Here is a 19,887-nt window from a genome sequence, read left to right as displayed (position 1 = left end):
TATTTGTTGGAGGAATATATGAAATTATTATTTGTGCATGGAGGAGAAAAGTTAAAAGAAGATACAAATGGAAATTTGTATACTGGAAGTAGCTATAACCAAGAAGTTTGGGATAGGTATCTATCCATTTTTGTTAATATAACAGTAATGTTTAGAAGAGAGTTTATTGTTTATAAACAAGATTTCGCTAAAAAAAAATTCCACATATTTAATAAAAGTCAATTGAACTTTATAGAAGTCCCCGATCTAAGTACTTCTTATAAAAATTTTAGTGTGAAAAAGTTAATGGATTCTCATCACATTATTGAAAAAGCTGTATTAGAACATGACTTTTTAATTGCAAGATTACCAAGTAATGCAGGGAACATTGCAATAAAATACGCTAAGAAACATAACAAACCATACCTCGTTGAAGTTGTGGGGTGTCCTTGGGATGCTTATTGGCATCATAGTATGAAAGGTAAAGTAGTTGCTTCATTTATGTGGCTTAAAACAAAAAATGCTGTTAAAAGTGCACCATTTGTTTACTACGTTACGAATGAATTCTTACAACGAAGGTACCCTTCTAAAGGGAAAGCAATAGGCTGTTCGGATGTTGCTTTACCGAACATCAATAACGGAATACTGGAAAAGCGATTTAAAAAAATTCAGGATATGCGTAACGAGAAACCAATAATACTTGGTACAACAGCAGTTGTTAATATGCGGTATAAAGGTCATGAATTTGTTATTAAAGCAATCTCTCAACTAAATAATAATGGATACAATTTTGAATATCACTTAGTTGGAGCAGGAGATTATTCGTTCCTTAAAGCTATAGCTGAGAAATATGGTGTTTCAGATAAAGTGATATTTTTAGGATCCTTACCCCACGAAAAAGTATTTGAGTATCTAGATATGATTGACATTTATGTGCAACCAAGCATGACAGAAGGATTACCTCGTGCATTAATAGAGGCAATGAGTAGGGGGTGTCCAAGCATAGGGTCGGATGCCGGTGGAATACCAGAATTATTAAATGAGACATTTATTTTTCGTAGAGGTTCTACAGAGGACATTTTTAATTTGCTCAAAAAGATAAGTGTTAAGGCAACATTATTAAATGAAGCGAAACGCAGCTTTGAAAAAGCAAAAGAGTTTGATAAAGAACTTTTAAACAATAAAAGAATAACCTTTTATAAAGAGTTACGGAATTGCGGGGAAAATAAATGATTAGAGTTTTGCAGTGTGTACATGGAATGAATCGTGGTGGTTTAGAAACATTCATAATGAATGTTTATCGTAATATTGATAGAGCAAGAATTCAGTTTGACTTTCTGGTACATACAGATGATAAATGTGATTTTGATGATGAAATTGTTGCTCTTGGTGGCAATATTTTTAGCATACCTTCTCGTCATAGTGGTCTTATTAAAAACCGCAAAGCCTTAGATGAATTTTTTAGAAGACATAAAGAGTATAAAATTGTACACATGCATTCAAGTTCACTTAGTTATGTTGAACCATTAAGAGCTGCTAAAAAATATAATGTACCTATACGCATCATTCATAGCCATAGTACCCAAGAAGGTGGCAGTTTTATTCATAAGTATATACACAAATGGAACCAGCTATTTATTAAGCTGGACGCTACTCATCACATTGCCTGTTCTGATCTTGCTGGGGAATGGATGTATGGAAAAAAAATTCGGAATAGTAATTCCTATAAGATAATTAATAATGGCATTAAAACAAATCAATTTTTATTTAGTAGGGAGAAAAGACAAAAGGTTAGAGAAAAATTAGGGGTTAGTGGCAAGTTTGTAATAGGGCATATCGGTCGACTTACTTACCCCAAAAATCATGAATTTCTTATTGAAATTTTCAATATTTTTCATAAAATGGATTCCAATTCATTGTTATTATTGGTTGGGGAGGGGGAATTAAGAAGTCAAATTGAGCAAAAGATAAAGAAATTAAATTTAGAAAATAGCGTAATATTAACTGGTAAACGTGATGACATAGCAGATTTACTTCAAGGTATGGATATTTTTATATTTCCATCCCACTTTGAGGGATTACCAGTTACTTTAGTAGAAGCGCAAACGGCTGGTTTGCCCTGCATAGTGTCAGACAACATTACAAAACAAGTTAAAATTACAGATAATATAGTATATGAAAAATTAGAATCCTCGATTTCTGTTTGGGTTGAGAGGATTTTAGATATAAAGAAAAATTATTTACGAAAGAACGAAAGAGAAAATATCGTTAACGCAGGATTTGATATAGATGCAGTTACAAATGAAATGCAGAAAATTTATTTAAAGTGTAATTAGTTTTTTAAGTTTAATTAAAGAGTTAATGTATTTTATAAACGTAGCGCGAAGTTATTTCATTGTATAACTGATAGTGTGAATTCGAAATAGTGGTAATAATATTCTACCTATGTATGTAGTACTGAAAGAAAGAAAACTTAAGTATTTGTATTATTCAAACATGTAAGAATAACTAAGTTTTTATACAGGATCTGGGTGGAACAGGTGGGATATAATGCTTCAAATTATTGATTTTCTAACGTTTGTATGGCTGAGCTTGTGTTTGTTATTTGTTATAAGTAGATTATCTAAAGGATACAATGATGTTATTTTGTTTGTATATATGGTATATTACATTTTTTTTGCTACACCTCTATTGTTGGATTTAGTTTTCGGAATTCCTAATTATTACATTTATCCAGGATTTAGGGATTCAAGCGGCGATTTTTTAACTGCCTATATATATTCAATTTATATAAGCGTTGTTCCGGTAATTTGGTTATTGACTACTAAACTAAATAAAAAACAAAGAAAATTAGATTCATTTGATGTGAACAATCGTTTCATTAAAAGAACTTATCCCATATTTTATTTTCTATTGTTTATTCCAATAATAGCTGTTCTTTTTTCACCAAATCCTATGCTATATCTTGAATATGGAGCAGCAGCTAACGGATTGTTTATAAATGAAAGCGAAAGTTATCATTTTGTAGTTAACTTATCAGTTAACCTTAGTGTCATTTCTATTATTTGTTTACTTATATTTAGAGATAATAAAATTCCAAAGTATATAATATTACTAAGCCCAATAATGTTCATATGTATTTGGATTAATGGGAAGAGAGCAATTGTGGCTGTACTTGCAGTAGCAATCGGGTACATTTTATGGAACAAGGGATACCTTAGAGGTGTGAAGTTTTATATTTCAATAGTTCTAGCAGCTATTATTTTTGCATTATTCACTAGTATTTATCAATTTAATCTCAGATATGAAAGTCTAGGTATTAATAATTTCTCCGATATTTATGAAAATATCAGAGTTGATTTCGGTAGAGATGCTGTAACAAAGTTTTCAATTAATAGAACCCTATATCCTGAAAAAGGCGAGATCGTAGAATTTGCTGGACAAAGTTTCCTATTCGATTTAACTATGTATGTACCAAGAGAGTTTTGGGCTAATAAACCTTGGCCTTATGCGGTTTATATGACTGCTGCTATATTTGGATTACCTCCAGACTATATAGGTTGGGGAGTGACGACTAGTATTCTCGAGGAGGCAATTTCCAACTTTGGATGGTTTGGAATGTTAATTGGCCCTTTAATGGTATCTTTAATATGTCGCTGGGGAGAGCGCTGTAATCATGAATTAATCTACCTTATGACCGTATTGGTCGCCTCATTATTTCTAGTTTTACAATTAGCAGCCTTTGCAAATATGTTTTTTTTATGGGTTATTTTAATACTAACATTAAGAAAAAGAAAATCCAAATTAGTTGGATAGGTTTTTGAAATTAATAGTAGTTTTGAATTGGCGAGATAAGTTAATACATCAAGTTATATTCTTTTAATGTAAATGGGGTGCTTTCTTATTTTTGCAAAGGTTTCTATTGTTGTGCCGATTTATAATGTTGAAAAGTATATTCATAAGTGTGTGGAATCACTAATGAATCAAACTTATAAAAATATTGAAATTATATTAGTGGATGATGGATCGCCGGATAATTGTCCTAGTATATGTGATGAGTATGCGAAAAAGGATTATAGAGTAAGGGTAATACATAAAGATAATGGTGGATTATCAGATGCCAGAAATTCTGGAATGGATGATGCGACTGGGGAATTTATTATATTTGTAGATGGTGATGATTATGTGAAATTGAATATGGTCGAAAAAGCTATAGGAATTGCACATTCGACCAAAAGCAATGTTGTGATATGGGGATTTAGTGCAGATTATGTTGATGAAAATGATACCTTAATAAAGTCAATTATTCATAAACATGAATCAGGTGTTTTTGATAAATATGAATATAATAATATAGTATTTGGAAAGGACCTAATTGGGAATCTAGGTTACGCCTGGAACAAAATGTATTCTATGGTTTATTTAAAAGGAAATGGTTTCAAATTTACTAAAGGTCTCTCTCTTGTTGAAGATATTGTTTTTAATTCTCTTGTCCTTTCTCGGAGTGAAAAAATTGCGTTTTTGGATGAACCACTAATTCATTATGTTCAGCGTCCCAGAATGACATTAGGTAATAAATTTTATGAAGATTATTTTGAAATTAAACAGAAGGGTATAGTGGCAGTTGAAAGTCTATTATTAGCTTGGAATCAAGACGTTAAAGTGATTTCGAAAATAATAGGTTCATTGTTGCTAGGATCGATAAGAACAACAATAAGTCATTTAAGTAGAGCTAGTACTCTTTCAATAACTAATAGAAAAGAATATTTAGATAAAATCCTATATAATTCAGCAATAATAGATAAACTAGATGATGTTGAACTTGCATCTTTAAAGGAAAAGGTCATATATAAGCTGATTCGATTAAAACAGAGTTATGCATTGCTTCTATTTTATAAGTTATTCCAAAAATAAGGGGTTGGCTAATATTAACGCTTCACAAAATAAATCTTTAATTAGAAAAAAATTATACTTAAGGTATCTCTTAAGCAATAAAGGAAGTAAGTTTTTTAATGTTGATAAGGAAAAGAAGAAAATTATTGTATCACTTGCAGCAGACTATGGGAATTTAGGTGACGTTGCAATAACCTATGCACAGACAATGTTTTTAAAAAACAATTTCCCTGAATATGAAGTAATAGACTTTCCAATAAGTAGAACATTCAAAGATATGAAGGCACTTAAAAAAATATGTACTCCAAATGACATAATTACAATTGTTGGCGGAGGTAATACAGGAGATATGTATGATGACATTGAATACTGTCGGCAATTTATCATCAATCAATTTCCTCAGAACAGAATTATCTCTTTCCCCCAAACAATAGACTTTTCTGAAACTGCTAATGGTAAAAAGGCACTTCAAAGAGCCATTAGTGTTTACAGTAAACATAAAAACTTAGTATTAACAGCTAGAGAAGAAAAGTCATTTAAAAAATATCAGGAATCTTTTACAACAAATAAAGTATTATTTGTACCAGATATAGTTCTTTCCTTAGATGAACAGGAATCAAAATATCAACGAGATGGTATAACGATGTGTTTACGTAGTGATAGAGAAAAAAGGGTAGATAAGTCTCAACAAAATCTATTAGAAACTGAATTGAAAAAAAGTTATAAGGTAAATTATTATGATACCCATATAAATAAAGATCAGTTATCTATTCAAGAGAGAGAGTTAGAGTTGAAGCAGATTTGGACTGTCTTTAAGAAATCTAAAATAGTGATTACAGACAGACTCCACGGGATGATCTTTTGTGCTATTACAAAAACCCCTTGTATTGCATTAGATAATTCTAACCATAAGATATCCGGGGTATATAATGCATGGCTCAAGGGATCTAAATATATTAAAATGGTTGAGCATTTTAATGTTGAAGAGCTACAGAAGGAAATTGAACATTTATGGAATATTGACTCTAATGGTATTGCTGGAGTTAACCTAAATGATAAGTTTAAATCACTAATTAATGTATAGAACTTAAAGTACATTGTTAAGATAAAATCACTTAATTACAAAAGAGTTTTTCAATGGTTACGTGTGAAATTATAAAAGGGATTATAAAAACTGTGATGCCTCGGCTTGACATGGAACTTCTACGCACAGAAAATTAGTCTCAATGTCCACCACTCCATGTTAAGCCACTATTGAAGGAGATCAACAATGCAAGGAAAAGTAATATATAATTTAATTGCATCTTTAACAACTTTTTCACTTTCTGTATTGATCTCTTTATGGATGACACCATATATAATTAATGCTATCGGAACAGATGCTTATGGTTTTATTCCACTGACACAAAATTTTATTAGTATACTATCAGTCCTGACTGTTGCTTTAAGTTCTGTAATTGCTCGATTCTTTACAGTTGCTATTCAACAAAATGACTTCTTTAATGCGCAAAGGTATTTTAATACTTATTTAATTTCGTCAATAATAATTTCAGGATTCTTATTAATAGTATTTTTTACTTTATCACTTTTAATTGATGATATTATTAATATTCCTAAATTTCTGACTTTAGATGTTGAAATATCAATAATAATTAGTGGACTTTTATTGGTTATGACTTATATAGGGGCTGTTTTCGATGCAGCCCCATTTAGTACTAATAAACTATATATTACAAAAGGTATAGAAGCATTAAATGCTATTTTAAAAGCTATATGTGTATTTATACTATTAACGGCTCTTACACCAAAGATTTGGTATGTAAATTTAGGGGCAATTATTGCAGGAGTATTGTCATTTATATTGGGTGTATTTTTTTTCAGAAAGTTGTTACCATTTATAAAATTCAATTATAAAGATTTTCAGCTAAGTAAGTTAAAAGAGATGCTTAGTGCAGGCATATGGAATTCAATAGGCCAAGTTGGTGTGATTTTATTTCTTGCAATAGATATATTAGTAGCGAATAAAACGGTAGGGGCAGAAAAAGCAGGGATATACGCTGCAATTTTACAGTTACCTTTACTGGTAAGATCACTTGCTGGAATTACAGCGAATGTTTTTGCTCCAGTCGTTGTTACACTCTACGCAAAGAAAAATATAAATGCTTTAGTAGAGTATTCTAATAAAGCAGTTAGACTAAATGGATTGCTAATAGCGTTACCTGCCTCGCTAATATGTGGATTGAGTAGTGCGCTATTAAATGTGTGGTTAGGGGAAGAATTTGAAACATATAATTGGCTTTTAGTTTTAAACTCAATTTACTTAGTTTTTGTATTAAGTGTAATGCCACTTAATCATATATTTACTGCAGTTAATAGATTAAAATTGCCTGCAATAGTTACTATAATATTAGGTATTACTAACCTAATACTTGCTTACCTATTATCTGGTCCGGTTGGTCTAGGTCTTTATGGGATAGTCATAGCTAGTGCTAGTTCTCTATGTGTAAAGAATCTTATATTCACACCATTGTACAGTTCATTTGTAACTGGCCAAGCCTTTTATAAATATTATAAAGGTATAATTCAACCAATAATCGGAGCTGCGTTTGCTGTTATAGTCAGTATAATTATTAAATTTTGTTATAATATCTCAAATTGGATGGATCTCATTATAGCTGGATTAATTATTACTATAAGCTATATTTTATTTTCTTATGTTTCGCTTTTAAATAGAGAAGAAAAACAACGAGTGAAAAAGTTAGTTATTAGATTGTTTTATAAAAATAACTAAGTTGACAACCTTTCCTCAAAACTAGTACTTCTCAAAAAATCATTACAGATTTTCTTACAATGACTTGATAACGATAGATACTGAGGTGAAATATTTCATATGAACATTCTAGTAACCGGGGGAGCCGGATATATAGGTTCTCATACATGTGTTGCCTTGTTGGCAGCAGGACATTCAGTAATAATTGCTGACAATCTTCGCAATAGTAAGCGAGAGACTGTTGCGAAAATTATGCAAATTGCAGTTAAAGAAGTTGCTTTCTACGAAATTGATGTCACAGACTCTCGCGCAGTTGATGAAATTTTTATGAACTACAAAATTGATGGTGTTATCCATTTTGCCGGCTTGAAGGCTGTTGGTGAGTCCATAGAAATGCCACTAGATTATTACTATAATAACATAGTTAGCACATTGGTACTTGCAAAAGCCTGTCAGAAATTTAACGTAAATAAATTTGTCTTTAGCTCCTCGGCCACTGTTTATGGAGACAATACTGTACCGTTCGTAGAAACTATGGATCTCTTGCCAACGACTAATCCTTATGGTGAGACCAAATCAATGAGTGAACGGATTCTAACTGATACAGCAAAAGCAAATCCTTCTTTTTCAGTATCAATTCTTAGATATTTCAATCCAGTAGGAGCTCATGAAAGTGGATTAATTGGTGAAGCGCCTAATGGAGTTCCAAATAATCTTATGCCATATGTAACCCAAGTCGCTAAGAGGAAATTAGAGAAATTACGTATATTTGGTAATGACTATCCAACAGTAGATGGTACAGGGGTACGCGATTATATTCATGTTGTAGATCTGGCAGAGGGTCATGTTGCTGCACTTGGTAATCTTATTAATGGTGTTCATACTTATAACTTGGGGACTGGTAAAGGAACTAGTGTACTAGAGTTAATAAAAGCTTTTGATCAAGCAAATAATATTAAAATACCTTATGAAATAAGTGATCGTAGACCTGGAGATATCGCTTCATGCTATGCTGATGCTTCCAAAGCAAAAAACGAACTAGGCTGGGAAGCCAGACTTAATATTTATGACATGTGCCGGGATGCTTGGCGTTTTGAAAAAAATCACAAATAAACAGTATTGAAAGTAATAAGTGCAAGCTACAACCTGATAAACATAAATTCGTTTGCAGTTTATTCGTAAAGCTAACTGTTGCAAAATTGAGCAAATGGATTATTTCAGAGGTTGTCTTGGAGTCTACTTTAAGAAGATAGATAAATAAATTTGACTTTTTAATTTCTAGTAATTAATATATTAAAGAAATTTTAGGCCCAAAAAACCATTTAAATGTCATTATTAATTTGTTAATATACCATTAAATAAAACACCCGCATAACCTACACGATAAAGGCAAAACCATTGAAAAATGGCGGCGCAAAGCTAGAGGGGCTAACCTTGAGAGAGTATGCCAGCCAGCTACCGAATATCGTGCCTCCCGTTGGGGTTATGGGGAAATTAGGAGGTCACCGTTATGGTGTTTCGTACGAATGTGGTAAAAGAATGGCATCAGCTGTGTGTAGTATTCTATGAGAATCTGCTGGATGGCTGCCTGGATGAAGGCAAACGGCTGGAGATCTATAGCAAGATCAATCATCATAGGAGCAAGCTGGCGGGTCTGGCTATGACTTCCGCGAGCTAGCGACGTGTCGGATGTAGAGGTTGAATACACCCATTTTGCAAGCTGACGCCTTGATTTGATCAAGCGTCAGCTTGTTTATGTTTTTACAACTAACTTACATAAGGAGAAGCATAGGGCGGAAGTCGGCAGCTTGCCGCTCTATGCCATTACGACGATGAATAAAATGCAAAAGATTATGCTAATCAGCGCAGCCGCCATTGTTGTGGTCGGTATCGCGCTGTATGGCGGACTTAGCTTGAATGCCAAGCTGAACAAAGTAGACGAGCTGAATGGTCAGATCGCGGATACGGCAAAACCAGGGGGCTCCGGGGCTGATGGGGAGCCGGCCGAGCCGGGTGAGCAGCCAACAGGTGAAACAAGTGAGCTGTCAGGTTCAGTATCGCCGGGAGCTTCAGCTTCACCGCAAACCGGGCAAAATACGGAAACCGCAGGTACGGGTTCTGGAGGTACGGATTCTGAAGATACGCCGGGTACGGACGATACACCAGCCGCAACCGATAAACCGGCAACCTCGCCTGACCAGGGCGGCACGGAGGAGAAGCCGACCGGCAGCTCGCCGGGCAGCACAGCTCCTTCAGCGGAGCAGGCAAAGAAGAAAAAGGCGATCGACGCTTCCGTCACGGGGCAAATGGAGCAGCTTCGGGCTTCCTGCAGAGCAGCCAGCAGCAGTCTGGTGGCGCAAATTACGCAGGAGCTGAAGAGTGATCCGGATGCATCGATGGATACGATTCAAAGCAAATATTTGACGAAGGTGTTCGCGGCCGAGGCGGATTGCGACGCGCAGTTCAATCAGCTGATGGGCGAAGCGCAGGCGGAGTACGGCGCCGCGGGAATCAGCGAGCAATCGATGCCTGACTGGGGCACCCAGTATGAGAACGCCAAGTCGCAGGCGAGAGCGGATGCGCTGACGGAGATCGCAAATGCTATGAACTGAGGAGAATTTCGAATCTGTCATAAGTGAGAAATGGAAGAGAGAACGACCCGTTTGATTGACGAGTCGTTCTCTACTTTTTTATCTTCTTTGCGATTAATCCCTATCAGGACCGTCAATACTGAAACAAGGGGAATGGTGAATGAAAGTTTCCATAGAATATGATTTAATAGATATAAGTGTGTTATTTATGATATGGGATGCGGGGTGCAATCGATGAAGATGAATATCTCGATAAGCAATTTCAAGTCGTTATCGAATGTTGAAATTGAACCTGGGCATATTAATGTTTTTATAGGCGCAAACGGAACGGGTAAAAGTGCATTGCTGGAAGCGTTAGGCGTATTAAGCGCGGCCATCTCGGAGAAGGTAGATGATGCGGCTCTTGGGAGCAAGGGGGTTCGCTTGGGGACTCCATCCTTATATAAATCCTCCTTTCGAACGCAGGACAGGCTGCCTAATACGATTGATTTTCATGTGAATTGGACGAATACGTACGGGAAATGGGAATATAAAGTACATTTGAACAATCCTATCGACAAGCCGAAGCCTGCATGGGAGTATTTCTCAGAGATGCTAAATCATGATGGCAAAAAGGTTTTTGGCAGATCAAGAGCCTCGACCTATAAACTAGAAAATTTTCCCGATATTACACTGGATGCGTTCAAAGGAATGTACTCCTTCCTTCAAGGCGTCAAGAATGAAAGCTTCGGAGAGGGATCCAAGGATCTTTATGAAGTGTTCAGGGATTATGCGATATTTACACCGAATACAACAACAATGAGAGGAATCCAGACCGATCCTTATCAGAGGGAACCGGTTGGCTTATTGGGCGGCAGATTGGCTGAGGCGATTGATGATCTTTTGGATCCAATTGATGAAACGTTTGGGACTATGGATTTGTACGATCTCTTCGATTTATTGCAGTGGACGAAAGGTGTTGCTGTCGGCAAGGCGGCAAAGGATAGCATTTCGCCTAACGTTCCTTTGCCTTCGAAGACGATTCGTTTCACGGACCGGTTTATGAGGGAGGGACGAAATGAGTTAACTCCTTATGATGCTAGTGAAGGATCGTTGTATGTACTTTTCTTATTGACATTGGCCTTACATCCGAAGGCGCCGAAAATGTTCTCGATCGATAACTTCGATCAGGCTCTGAATCCTCGTCTGGCGAGACTGTTAACCAAAACTTTTTGTGATCAAATATTGGAGAATGGAAAGACCGTTTTTATGACGACACATAATCCTCTTGTTCTCGATGGTTTAGATTTGAACGATAAACGAATCAAGTTGTTTACGGTAGAGAGAAATATGGAGGGCCATACGCAGATTGTTCCTGTAAACGTCGACACTAAATTATTGGAGGAAGGCAGCAGCCTGTCTAAGCTCTGGGTTTCCGGCATGCTGGGAGGAGTGCCTAATCTATGAGGCCTCTGACATTTGGCATGGTGACGGAAGGCCCTGTGGATGTCGAAGTGTTAAGTCATATTATACTAAAGGTTCTTCCCGGCAAACATCGTTTTTTGCCCATACAGCCCGATCTGTCCGAAACAGAGGGGTTAGGCGTGAAAAAACATAGCAATGGTTGGAAAGGTGTTCTCACATGGTGTGAGGCGAGTGCAGAGGGCGATGGCATCTTGAGTTATATGGATCAGACGAACGTTGATGTTTTGATTATTCAAGTCGATGCCGATATCGCGAGGGATGCTGAAATCAACTGTGCTCGCCCGTGTCCAATGGCTGAAGATACAGTTATAGAAATCGAGAAATTAATCAAAGAGAAGCTTAAGAGAGAGAATTTTCATGATCGGATCATATGTTGTATTCCTTCTGACAATACCGAAGCATGGGCGCTTGTTGCGTTCGATAACGATCGGCAATATCATGGTGAAGCCAATAAACATGTTGAATGTGTGCACGATCCGGATGATATTCTTTCCAAACCTCCGTTCAGGTTAATCAGAAGGAAGGACGGCAAGCCGAAGAAAAATGTATCCCTCTATAGGGAACAATTGATACCGACTATCGTCGAGAGATGGGACTACATCAGAGAATATTGCTCGCAAGCGGAGAAGCTGCATCAGAGGTTGCTGCAATTATCTGAATAAATTTTGTTGTGATAATAGATAGCAAAATCCCGAACTACAACAGCGTAGAACGGGATTTTTTGTTACAATCCTACTAGGAGATGTTTCACATCTAATAGAACCGGGTAAATAAACAAGGAAGAATGCATGTGAGGCTGTTACTGGAGGACATCGGGGCGGTAATAAGCGATGTTTGTACCTATTTTCCTCAAGACGGCGTTTTAAATACAGGAGGGATCGGAGCATTGAAACGGAACAACGGAAATGGATCAGGGGATGATAAGGGGAGTGGGCGCTTGAAGCCATATGACTATGCCGGTTTAAGGCTCAGCAGGGACATACATAACGATACGGGAGTTTTGCTGCTATCGGCCCGCACGCTGCTTACGTACAAGGAGATTGAGCTGCTCATCCGGCAAAATATCGCTCTAAAAGCCGGCGATGTAAAGCAGGCGACGACGGTGCAGCTGATCGATGACGCGATTAAGGAGATCAATGAGGCGTTCGGCGACAAAGAGGACGGCGGTCCGATCCCCTGTGACAGTATTCACGATCGGATCGTCCCCATGATCGTCCAAATGAGCCGGCATGCCTGCTTGACGAGCTTCTGGGAGCACTTGATTTTGCATGACGAATATACGAGCAGACACAGTATCGGTGTCGCTTTAATGTCGAGGCTGATCGGCAAAGCGATGGGGCTGAACGAAGAGAATTTAACGGAGCTGACGGTTGCGGGATTCCTGCATGACATCGGGAAGGTGGGCATTCCGCAGGAGATTATTAATAAACCCGGCAAGCTGACGACCTCGGAATACGAGCGGATGAAGAGCCATACGACTTACGGCTTCGATATGATGAAAAATACGAAAGGCATTACGAACCGCCAGGCTTTGGTCGCGCTGCAGCATCACGAGCGCGAGGACGGAAGCGGCTATCCTTACGGATTAAAAGGGGACCAGATCGACCCGTTCAGCAAAATCGTTGCGATTGCGGATGTTTTTCATGCGATGATCTCGAGCAGAGTCTATAAAAAGCCTATCCCGTTCTACACGGTGCTTCGGGAAATTTCGCGGCAGGCTTATCATTCTCTTGATGCTGCGGCGTCTCTATGCTTTTTGAAGAGGGTGATGGAGATGATGGTCGGGAATAAAGCCTTGCTCTCGAGCGGGGATGAAGCCACTATTATTATGCTTAATCCGGATGATCCCGTTCATCCGCTGGTTGAGGTGAATGGAAGATATATCGACTTGAGCAAGGAACGGTCCGTTCAGCTGGAGTGCATCGTTTAGGGCGGGACTGACGAGAGGGATGCGCGGCGCGGAAAATTCCATATTTTATCGAATTATGTCGTGGAATATACTATAATCTTTTTAGTATGCAGCTGACGGTTGGCGGGATGTGAGCGGGCCGCAGGAAAGGATGTCATAATGAAGATTAGAAGATGGACCATGATGGCACTTGTATGTTGTGTTTTATTTGGTTTGGCATTGCCGGGCGCGTCGGCGGCTTCCTCGGTGAAGACGAAAACCCAGCCGATCACGCTCGTGTTCGACGGACAGGAGCTGAAGCTGCCGGAGGGCCAGTATTCTTTTATCTACCAGGGGCGTACATATGTGCCGATCCGGTATATCTCTTATGCGCTGCTGAAAATGGTAGCGTGGGACGGCAAGAAAGCAACGGTATCCGAGCCGACAGCGAAGCAGCTGGAAGCGCTGAAGAAGCATCTCTTAAGCGCGGCGGACGGCGGTGCGAAGCCACAGACCGGCGTGACGATCAGCCTGAAGCCGGTAAAGGCTGCGCTGGTGTTTGACGGGGTCGCGAAGACGCTGCCGGCGGGACAGACTCTGTTTAACTACAATGGCTCAATTTATGTGCCTTTGCGCTTCCTTGCGGAGTCGGTCGGTACGGAAATTGGCTGGGATCCGGCTACCAAGACGGTGAGCGGCGAGTCGGCCGCGTACCGGGCGGAGCAGGGCAACGGCGGGGAGACGGACCCGGAGCCGGGTGAAGGCACCGACGGGACGGATGACGGCGGTACGGCGGAAAACGGCGGTGCAGCCGGCGGAGCCGGACCTGGCGCAGGTGCTGGAGCGGGCGGCGGCGTTGTTGGCGGAGGCGGCGGAGGTGCGGTCGAACCGACGTATGAGCAAATTACGTCAGCCGCGAAGTCGTCGTTGGAAGCGCTGCGCGCAAGCTGCCAGGCGACGCTGATGGATTTGGCCATAGACTATTTGGGGGCAAAGGATGCGGACAAACCCGGCATCAAGGCAAACGCAAAGCAGGAAATGGCCAGCTGCACGGCTCGGTTCGAAGCGATTCTCTCCGATACGACAGCGAAGCTGGAGGCAGGCGGGTACAGCACGGCGATTATTGCCGAGTACCGGGCAGCATTCGAGGCTGAGCTGAAGGCGGGGCAAGCGATCGCGGACAGCTTGGGGTAGTTGGGCTTGAGCGTTATGCGCAGAGCATGGAAAAAGCGACCTTGCGGGGTCGCTTTTATTTTTGGCATTTCAATTCCGAACTTCACTTTGTCTGCGATATGATCAATTTTCAAGCAGTGGAAGGTTAATTTGATTGTCAGTGGCCGCTGCCTCGATTTGGGCCGTTTGCATTCGTGTTTTTGCAACTCCCAATGCCAGGTTACCCCAAAGAGTTTGCTCCACAAATTCGGCTTGCTCATTTGTACACTGGACAATTAAGATAACTTCACCAAGTTTAGATTTCGATGCTCTAATCTTTTTTCGTTTTATAAGGTTCTTTATTAAATCGTATACAAAACCAATGGCAAAACCTCCAGCCGCTCCAATTAACCCCCAAAAAACAGGGCCCCAGTGGAGAACAAATCCTCTAGCCACCCCAATCGTCCCGCCCATCATGGCAAGTACAAGCCCAATATCGACTAAAGAGGTACCGTCTGCACCATGCATCGAATCAATAAGCTTCATATCCATTGAACGATTATCAAGCGGAACAGCGTAGATATTGACGATCTCGTTTACCTTCAGTTTGCTTATGGCGAGCTCAACATAATGAGAATGTTGAAAGGTAGAGAAGAACTGTATGTCCATCAGATTTTTTCTCCTTTATGCAATACAAAATTTTCCTGCTGATGGTTTCTTTTTAAAAAATCTGCTTGTTCCCAATCAAACAGTTTTGTTAGCTCTACGGCATTTGAGTAGGAATCATACATACCAAAGAAGTAAATCGATGGGAAGTAAAGGAGCCACTGGGCTCCCATAACTTCTCTGGATTTAGGGAAGTTCCCCAACAAAAAATAGTGAAGGCCTTCGATCATGTTTGAATTTATTACAATAAACATGGTCATTAATAGCGTCAAAACAGCGGCTATGATCCGATGAATATACAGTTGTCCGAGACTTGGAATTGTCATCGACCAAATCAAAGCAATCCATGGTTTTTTCTTATCCAAATAGTTCATCTCGAAGGGGCTCACCGAGAAATTAGGGTATCTGGCATTTTCTCTTCTCGCTAACAGGTGAATCTTATTTTCATCGACCGTAGTTCGGTAGCTGTCCCATATTGCAAATAAATAAACGGGGATATAGAGGTATATGTACTTTTCGTTTAATACAGCCTTTGCCTGGGTTATATTCCCGTTAAACGAATAGATGATGGCTGTATTCAGTTGGGTTAGTTGGTTGATATAAAACTCCCAAAAAAACAACGCAAAGCCAGTAACAAATTTGTGTACCAAGAAATGGCCAAATCCGGGAAACGCAACAGACCATAACGCAATGATTACCGGATTCCGCTGGTGAAGCTGGATTGTACCGAAAGGAGTCACATTGGCTTGATAATAACGATTTCTATATTTGTTTCTAAAATTATTCATTTTGACCGCTCCATGAAAATCAGATATACATGTATATTTTGTCAGTTGGAGACAGTCTATTCATACATCGAATCATAGTTATAAAAACAAAAGCAGCAAGTTCGAAAATGAACTCGCTGCTTTTGTTAGGGTGTCGCTATCTGCCGCTCATCAGCCTGCGCCGCTTGGAGTCGCGGACTTTGATCCATAAATGTCCCTCGTCGTCCTTGAACAGCTTGATTCCTACTATCGTCATCGGAGTCCAAAGCTCCTTGAAATAATAACTTGGCATAAAAGCGCCTCCCGAATTGGCATGTTTCTTATAGTGTACCAACTGTTCGTTAAAAAGTACGTCGATTTATGCTGTCGTAAAAACGAAATTCTTCTGTGCAAACGTTTCCCCAAAGTTATTATGCATGCTAAAATGATTAGAAAAAAAGCAAGCTGGGAGGAATCGTATTTTAGTATGAAAGGTTGTAGAAGAAAATGACGTTGAAGAGAAGAATTTTTTTAATATTTCTAGTCAGTTCTTTGGTGCCCTTTTTAAGTATTTTTATCATTTCGAACTACACGATCGACAAGATATTTGACAATAAAATTAAGAGCGGAATTAATAGTAACCTGAGACAAGTTGAGCTTTCATTAGGGAATTCCATAAGCAATCTCAATCATATTTCACAACAATTAGCATATGGCGGCAATATCGTAAAACAAATAGACGATGTTTTATTCCGATCAATGGATCCCTATCAAAGAATGGAAACAAAAAATCAGTTGAAAAGCGAACTAAACTTGATCACCTTTACCAACCCCAATATTGGACTAGCTTTTTACTATATCCAAAAAGAACATGCCATTCAATTTGAAAACTTCCCTGTGAAAGAAAATTATTCATTAGATTCTTTGCCTTTGCTTGCCAAGTATTATGATATTACGTATTTCGGTCCCCATAAAAGTCTGAACGAGTCCGATAATCAAATCGTGTTGTCAGCGTTAAGAAAGGTAGGATTGCCGGATCGTGATGATGTGTATGTCTATATTGAAACCGGGTTTTCTTTGACCCAAAACATTTTGGAAAACAATGAATACGGAGGAGGCTTATCGCATCTTATTTTGGACGGGAATGGTCGAATCGCTTATAGCGAGGCTCCGGAAATTTTTTCGAGCGGCGCACAATTCCCCAATTTTTCTAAGGAGGAGGGGACCGGTTTATATAAAGATCATTACTGGTTTAAGCAGACCTCTAATCAAAATTGGAGTGTTGTTTCCGTTATTTCGCAGACGGACTATAACAAAGAAAAAAACCAATGGATGCTTCAAATATTGATGGTTTCGCTGTTTTTTATTTGCCTGACGATTTTGCTCGCTTGGGTGCTCTGGAAGATGGTCTACAAGCCGTTAAACCTTTTTCATTCCGAGATGAAATGGATGTCTCAAAACCGCTTAAAACCGCAGCTTAAAAAAACTAAAATTCCCGAATATGATTATTTATTAAAACAATTTTCCGAAATGAAGGAACAGATCTGGAATTTGTTCGAAGAAGTAGAGCAAAAGGAAAAGAAACGTGTAGATCTTGAAGTGGAAAAATTGCTCTATCAGATCAACCCCCACTTCTTGATGAATACCCTTGATACCGTGCATTGGCTGGCTATGATCAACGGGCAAAAGGAGATTGACCGGCTCGTAAAGTCGCTGAACAAGCTGCTGTACTACAACCTGGGGAAAATGGGACAAGTGTCTACGATTGAGGAAGAGATCGATGCGCTCAGACAGTATCTTGTTTTACAGCAAATCAGGTACGATTTTCAGTTTGATGTCCGGATAGAAGTGGACGAGAGCGTGCTGAAACAGCCCGTGCCCCGCTTTATTCTCCAGCCACTCGTTGAAAACTCTTTATATCATGGTTTAAGCGATGATGGATATATCGAGGTCAGTGTCGCATTGGATAAAGATATTCGCATATCCATTCATGATAATGGAGCAGGGATGAAGGAAGAAACGATCCGGGAGCTCCTGAATAATCGCACGGTTGAACAGAAGAAAGTCGGGATGGGAATAGGCTTGAATTATGTGAAACGAATGCTGGATGCACGTTATGAAGATAAAGCGAGTCTGGAAATAAGGAGTGAAGTCGACAAGGGGACAAGCGTATTGTTGACTTTGCCTCTGAGCGGGGAGGATACATGATGTCGATAAAAGTTCTTGTGGTAGACGATGATAAGCTTGTTCGCAGAGGACTGATTTCGTTTATGCCATGGAAAGATTTCGGCATGGAGGTAGTCGGGGAAGCGAGTAATGGCGAAAAGGCATTAGAGTTTTTAGAATCTCATTCAGTCGATTTGTTGGTTACAGATCTTTCCATGCCGCTCATGTCCGGCATTGAACTTATGCGGATCGCGCGAATGCGGTTTCCGCATCTGCATTTGGTTGTATTGACACTGCATCAGGATTTCGAATATATCCAGGAAGCGCTTAGGCTTGGCGCAATCGATTATATTGCCAAGGTGCAGATGGAGGAGGAACAGTTTGAAGAAATTCTTGGCCGAATAGCAGCACGTATTAACGAACAAAGAAGTCAAAGCACAAAATCGTTACATCCGGATAAAATTGTTGCCGAGAATAAGTATGGCTATGCGATGTTATCCTTGGATCGTGAAATTGACCCTAATTGGCTTCATGAGCTGCAGCTTCCGGCACATGCTTTCATGATGGAAGCGGATCGAAACTGCTCGGTGTGGTTTACTAAAGAAGAACAACATAGTGAAGTATTCGACACATTGTCGGAAAAGGTGCATCTGGAGCAGGAGAGCGTGCTGCTTATTCTATCTGATATAGACGGGTATAGCTGGAAGGATATGCAGCGCTCGTTAAGGGTTTATAAAGAGAACGTTTTATTTTATGACTATCATCCTGATCACAAAATCATTCATGTTTCCCTAAGTGAGGATGTACATGTCCAAACGGAAACGGATGAATCAGCATTGGAAAAAGTAAAAGAAGGCTGGCTGTTCTCCACCTGGTTCCATAACGATACTTCGTTCAATAGACTCCTTCAAGAAATGAAGCTGCTGAGGCTGCAAGAAAAACAATTAATAGGACTTCTATATTCTCTTGTAATCGAATGGAACCGTCGATTTACTAACACTCAGCTAAGCAAAATTCAAATGATCAACAATGTCCGATCTTGGTATCAGGTTGAACAATGGTTCAGCAAGATCCGAAAGGACATTCAGGAGTCTATCGGAAACTCAGCTTATTCACAAGAAATCATGGATTGCATTACGAGGGCCGTTTTAATGGTGCAAGAGGAATTAAGCGAGCAGCTTACAGCAGCCGAATTGGCCCAACGCTTAAATTTAAGCCGGGGTTATTTTAGTCAATGCTTTAAAGATATTATCGGAAAAACGTTCAACGAGTATTCCAGGTCTGTCCGAATAGAAAAGGCAAAAGAGTATTTGTTGAATACGAACCATACCATTGTGTGGATCGCGGAACAAACCGGCTATTCGGATGAAAAATATTTCAGCAGAATCTTTCGTGAGTTAACCGGCGAGCTTCCAAGTGAATATCGTCAAACCCATCGAATGAATTAGTAACGGGGACTCGAATTCAAGCAGGTAGATAAATGGATGATATTGGGGAGGGAAATGTTAGGAGTAAACTTCCATTCTGCGTTCCTGCTCGCATGAATTGCCTTCATTTCTCTAACTGAACCTC

Annotated in this window: 18 protein-coding genes and 1 riboswitch; of the genes, 15 read left to right on the top strand and 3 right to left on the bottom strand. The window is 39.2% G+C overall.

What is annotated here, in order from left to right:
• Nucleotides 1-18 precede the first annotated feature (18 nt).
• The 13 genes from KP806_RS15785 to KP806_RS15725 all read left to right on the top strand — a co-directional run bounded on the left by KP806_RS15785 (nt 19) and on the right by KP806_RS15725 (nt 14,779).
• Complete coding sequence (locus KP806_RS15785) at nt 19-1,212, top strand: glycosyltransferase family 4 protein (protein ID WP_224724670.1); 1,194 nt, start codon at nt 19-21, stop codon at nt 1,210-1,212.
• Nucleotides 1,209-2,315 (top strand): glycosyltransferase family 1 protein, encoded by a 1,107-nt coding sequence (locus tag KP806_RS15780; RefSeq protein ID WP_224724669.1) that lies wholly within the window; start codon nt 1,209-1,211, stop codon nt 2,313-2,315. The genes KP806_RS15785 and KP806_RS15780 overlap by 4 nt, the downstream gene beginning before the upstream one ends.
• Nucleotides 2,316-2,529: 214 nt before the next feature.
• Entirely contained in the window at nt 2,530-3,795 is a 1,266-nt protein-coding gene (locus tag KP806_RS15775; RefSeq protein ID WP_224724668.1) for an O-antigen polymerase, read from the top strand.
• Between the two features lie 72 nt (nt 3,796-3,867).
• Entirely contained in the window at nt 3,868-4,893 is a 1,026-nt protein-coding gene (locus tag KP806_RS15770; protein ID WP_224724667.1) for a glycosyltransferase family 2 protein, read from the top strand.
• Between the two features lie 4 nt (nt 4,894-4,897).
• Complete coding sequence (locus tag KP806_RS15765; protein WP_224724666.1) at nt 4,898-5,956, top strand: polysaccharide pyruvyl transferase family protein; 1,059 nt, start codon at nt 4,898-4,900, stop codon at nt 5,954-5,956.
• 186 nt (nt 5,957-6,142) lie between these two features.
• The gene (locus KP806_RS15760; protein WP_224724665.1) at nt 6,143-7,663 is read left to right on the top strand and encodes an MATE family efflux transporter; all 1,521 of its coding nucleotides are present in this window, start codon (nt 6,143-6,145) and stop codon (nt 7,661-7,663) included.
• Between the two features lie 99 nt (nt 7,664-7,762).
• Nucleotides 7,763-8,755, top strand: a complete 993-nt coding sequence (gene galE / locus KP806_RS15755) for a UDP-glucose 4-epimerase GalE (RefSeq protein WP_224724664.1) — start codon at nt 7,763-7,765, stop codon at nt 8,753-8,755.
• Between the two features lie 265 nt (nt 8,756-9,020).
• A riboswitch (cyclic di-GMP riboswitch) is annotated at nt 9,021-9,105 on the top strand.
• A 47-nt stretch (nt 9,106-9,152) separates the two neighbouring features.
• Nucleotides 9,153-9,320, top strand: coding sequence for a hypothetical protein (locus KP806_RS15750; protein WP_224724663.1), 168 nt, complete (start codon nt 9,153-9,155; stop codon nt 9,318-9,320).
• Nucleotides 9,321-9,375: 55 nt separating this feature from the next.
• Entirely contained in the window at nt 9,376-10,254 is an 879-nt protein-coding gene (locus tag KP806_RS15745) for a hypothetical protein (protein WP_224724662.1), read from the top strand.
• A 213-nt stretch (nt 10,255-10,467) separates the two neighbouring features.
• Nucleotides 10,468-11,679, top strand: coding sequence for an AAA family ATPase (locus KP806_RS15740; protein WP_224724661.1), 1,212 nt, complete (start codon nt 10,468-10,470; stop codon nt 11,677-11,679).
• Nucleotides 11,676-12,359, top strand: a complete 684-nt coding sequence (locus KP806_RS15735) for a hypothetical protein (protein WP_224724660.1) — start codon at nt 11,676-11,678, stop codon at nt 12,357-12,359. Before KP806_RS15740 ends, KP806_RS15735 begins: the two co-directional genes overlap by 4 nt.
• Nucleotides 12,360-12,634: 275 nt before the next feature.
• Nucleotides 12,635-13,627, top strand: coding sequence for an HD-GYP domain-containing protein (locus tag KP806_RS15730; protein ID WP_224724659.1), 993 nt, complete (start codon nt 12,635-12,637; stop codon nt 13,625-13,627).
• A gap of 225 nt (nt 13,628-13,852) precedes the next feature.
• Entirely contained in the window at nt 13,853-14,779 is a 927-nt protein-coding gene (locus KP806_RS15725) for a copper amine oxidase N-terminal domain-containing protein (RefSeq protein WP_224724658.1), read from the top strand.
• Between the two features lie 102 nt (nt 14,780-14,881).
• On the opposite strand, the gene KP806_RS15720 is transcribed toward KP806_RS15725, so the two are convergent.
• From KP806_RS15720 to KP806_RS27630, 3 genes are all read right to left on the bottom strand, one after another.
• Nucleotides 14,882-15,406 carry a hypothetical protein gene (locus KP806_RS15720; protein WP_224724657.1) on the bottom strand — a complete coding sequence of 175 codons (525 nt, stop codon included), beginning with the start codon at nt 15,404-15,406 and terminating at the stop codon, nt 14,882-14,884.
• Entirely contained in the window at nt 15,406-16,191 is a 786-nt protein-coding gene (locus KP806_RS15715; RefSeq protein WP_224724656.1) for a hypothetical protein, read from the bottom strand. The genes KP806_RS15720 and KP806_RS15715 overlap by 1 nt, the downstream gene beginning before the upstream one ends.
• Nucleotides 16,192-16,327: 136 nt before the next feature.
• The gene (locus tag KP806_RS27630; RefSeq protein ID WP_263575725.1) at nt 16,328-16,462 is read right to left on the bottom strand and encodes a hypothetical protein; all 135 of its coding nucleotides are present in this window, start codon (nt 16,460-16,462) and stop codon (nt 16,328-16,330) included.
• Between the two features lie 194 nt (nt 16,463-16,656).
• Here KP806_RS27630 and KP806_RS15710 point away from each other — a divergent pair, with 194 nt between their 5' ends.
• Together KP806_RS15710 and KP806_RS15705 are read left to right on the top strand one after the other, a co-directional pair.
• Nucleotides 16,657-18,357, top strand: a complete 1,701-nt coding sequence (locus KP806_RS15710) for a sensor histidine kinase (protein WP_224724655.1) — start codon at nt 16,657-16,659, stop codon at nt 18,355-18,357.
• A complete protein-coding gene (locus KP806_RS15705; protein WP_224724654.1) occupies nt 18,357-19,763 on the top strand; it encodes a response regulator transcription factor in 1,407 nt (468 codons plus the stop codon). Before KP806_RS15710 ends, KP806_RS15705 begins: the two co-directional genes overlap by 1 nt.
• Nucleotides 19,764-19,887 lie beyond the last annotated feature (124 nt).

It is taken from the genome of Paenibacillus vietnamensis (assembly GCF_020169515.1).
Taxonomy (GTDB): domain Bacteria; phylum Bacillota; class Bacilli; order Paenibacillales; family Paenibacillaceae; genus Pristimantibacillus; species Pristimantibacillus vietnamensis.
The sequence above is the reverse complement of the archived record's forward strand: the minus strand, read 5'-3'. Positions and strand labels throughout refer to the sequence as shown.

What these genes read in the sequence shown, in the direction of transcription:
- KP806_RS15770 (WP_224724667.1), top strand. Translation starts at nt 3,868, where the DNA reads ATGGGGTGCTTTCTTATTTTTGCAAAGGTTTCTATTGTTGTGCCGATT.
- KP806_RS15760 (WP_224724665.1), top strand. Translation starts at nt 6,143, where the DNA reads ATGCAAGGAAAAGTAATATATAATTTAATTGCATCTTTAACAACTTTT.
- KP806_RS15715 (WP_224724656.1), bottom strand. Translation starts at nt 16,191, where the DNA reads ATGAATAATTTTAGAAACAAATATAGAAATCGTTATTATCAAGCCAAT.
- KP806_RS15740 (WP_224724661.1), top strand. Translation starts at nt 10,468, where the DNA reads ATGAAGATGAATATCTCGATAAGCAATTTCAAGTCGTTATCGAATGTT.
- KP806_RS15750 (WP_224724663.1), top strand. Translation starts at nt 9,153, where the DNA reads ATGGTGTTTCGTACGAATGTGGTAAAAGAATGGCATCAGCTGTGTGTA.
- KP806_RS27630 (WP_263575725.1), bottom strand. Translation starts at nt 16,462, where the DNA reads ATGCCAAGTTATTATTTCAAGGAGCTTTGGACTCCGATGACGATAGTA.
- KP806_RS15720 (WP_224724657.1), bottom strand. Translation starts at nt 15,406, where the DNA reads ATGGACATACAGTTCTTCTCTACCTTTCAACATTCTCATTATGTTGAG.
- KP806_RS15705 (WP_224724654.1), top strand. Translation starts at nt 18,357, where the DNA reads ATGTCGATAAAAGTTCTTGTGGTAGACGATGATAAGCTTGTTCGCAGA.
- KP806_RS15785 (WP_224724670.1), top strand. Translation starts at nt 19, where the DNA reads ATGAAATTATTATTTGTGCATGGAGGAGAAAAGTTAAAAGAAGATACA.
- KP806_RS15710 (WP_224724655.1), top strand. Translation starts at nt 16,657, where the DNA reads ATGACGTTGAAGAGAAGAATTTTTTTAATATTTCTAGTCAGTTCTTTG.
- KP806_RS15735 (WP_224724660.1), top strand. Translation starts at nt 11,676, where the DNA reads ATGAGGCCTCTGACATTTGGCATGGTGACGGAAGGCCCTGTGGATGTC.
- KP806_RS15780 (WP_224724669.1), top strand. Translation starts at nt 1,209, where the DNA reads ATGATTAGAGTTTTGCAGTGTGTACATGGAATGAATCGTGGTGGTTTA.
- galE (WP_224724664.1), top strand. Translation starts at nt 7,763, where the DNA reads ATGAACATTCTAGTAACCGGGGGAGCCGGATATATAGGTTCTCATACA.
- KP806_RS15775 (WP_224724668.1), top strand. Translation starts at nt 2,530, where the DNA reads ATGCTTCAAATTATTGATTTTCTAACGTTTGTATGGCTGAGCTTGTGT.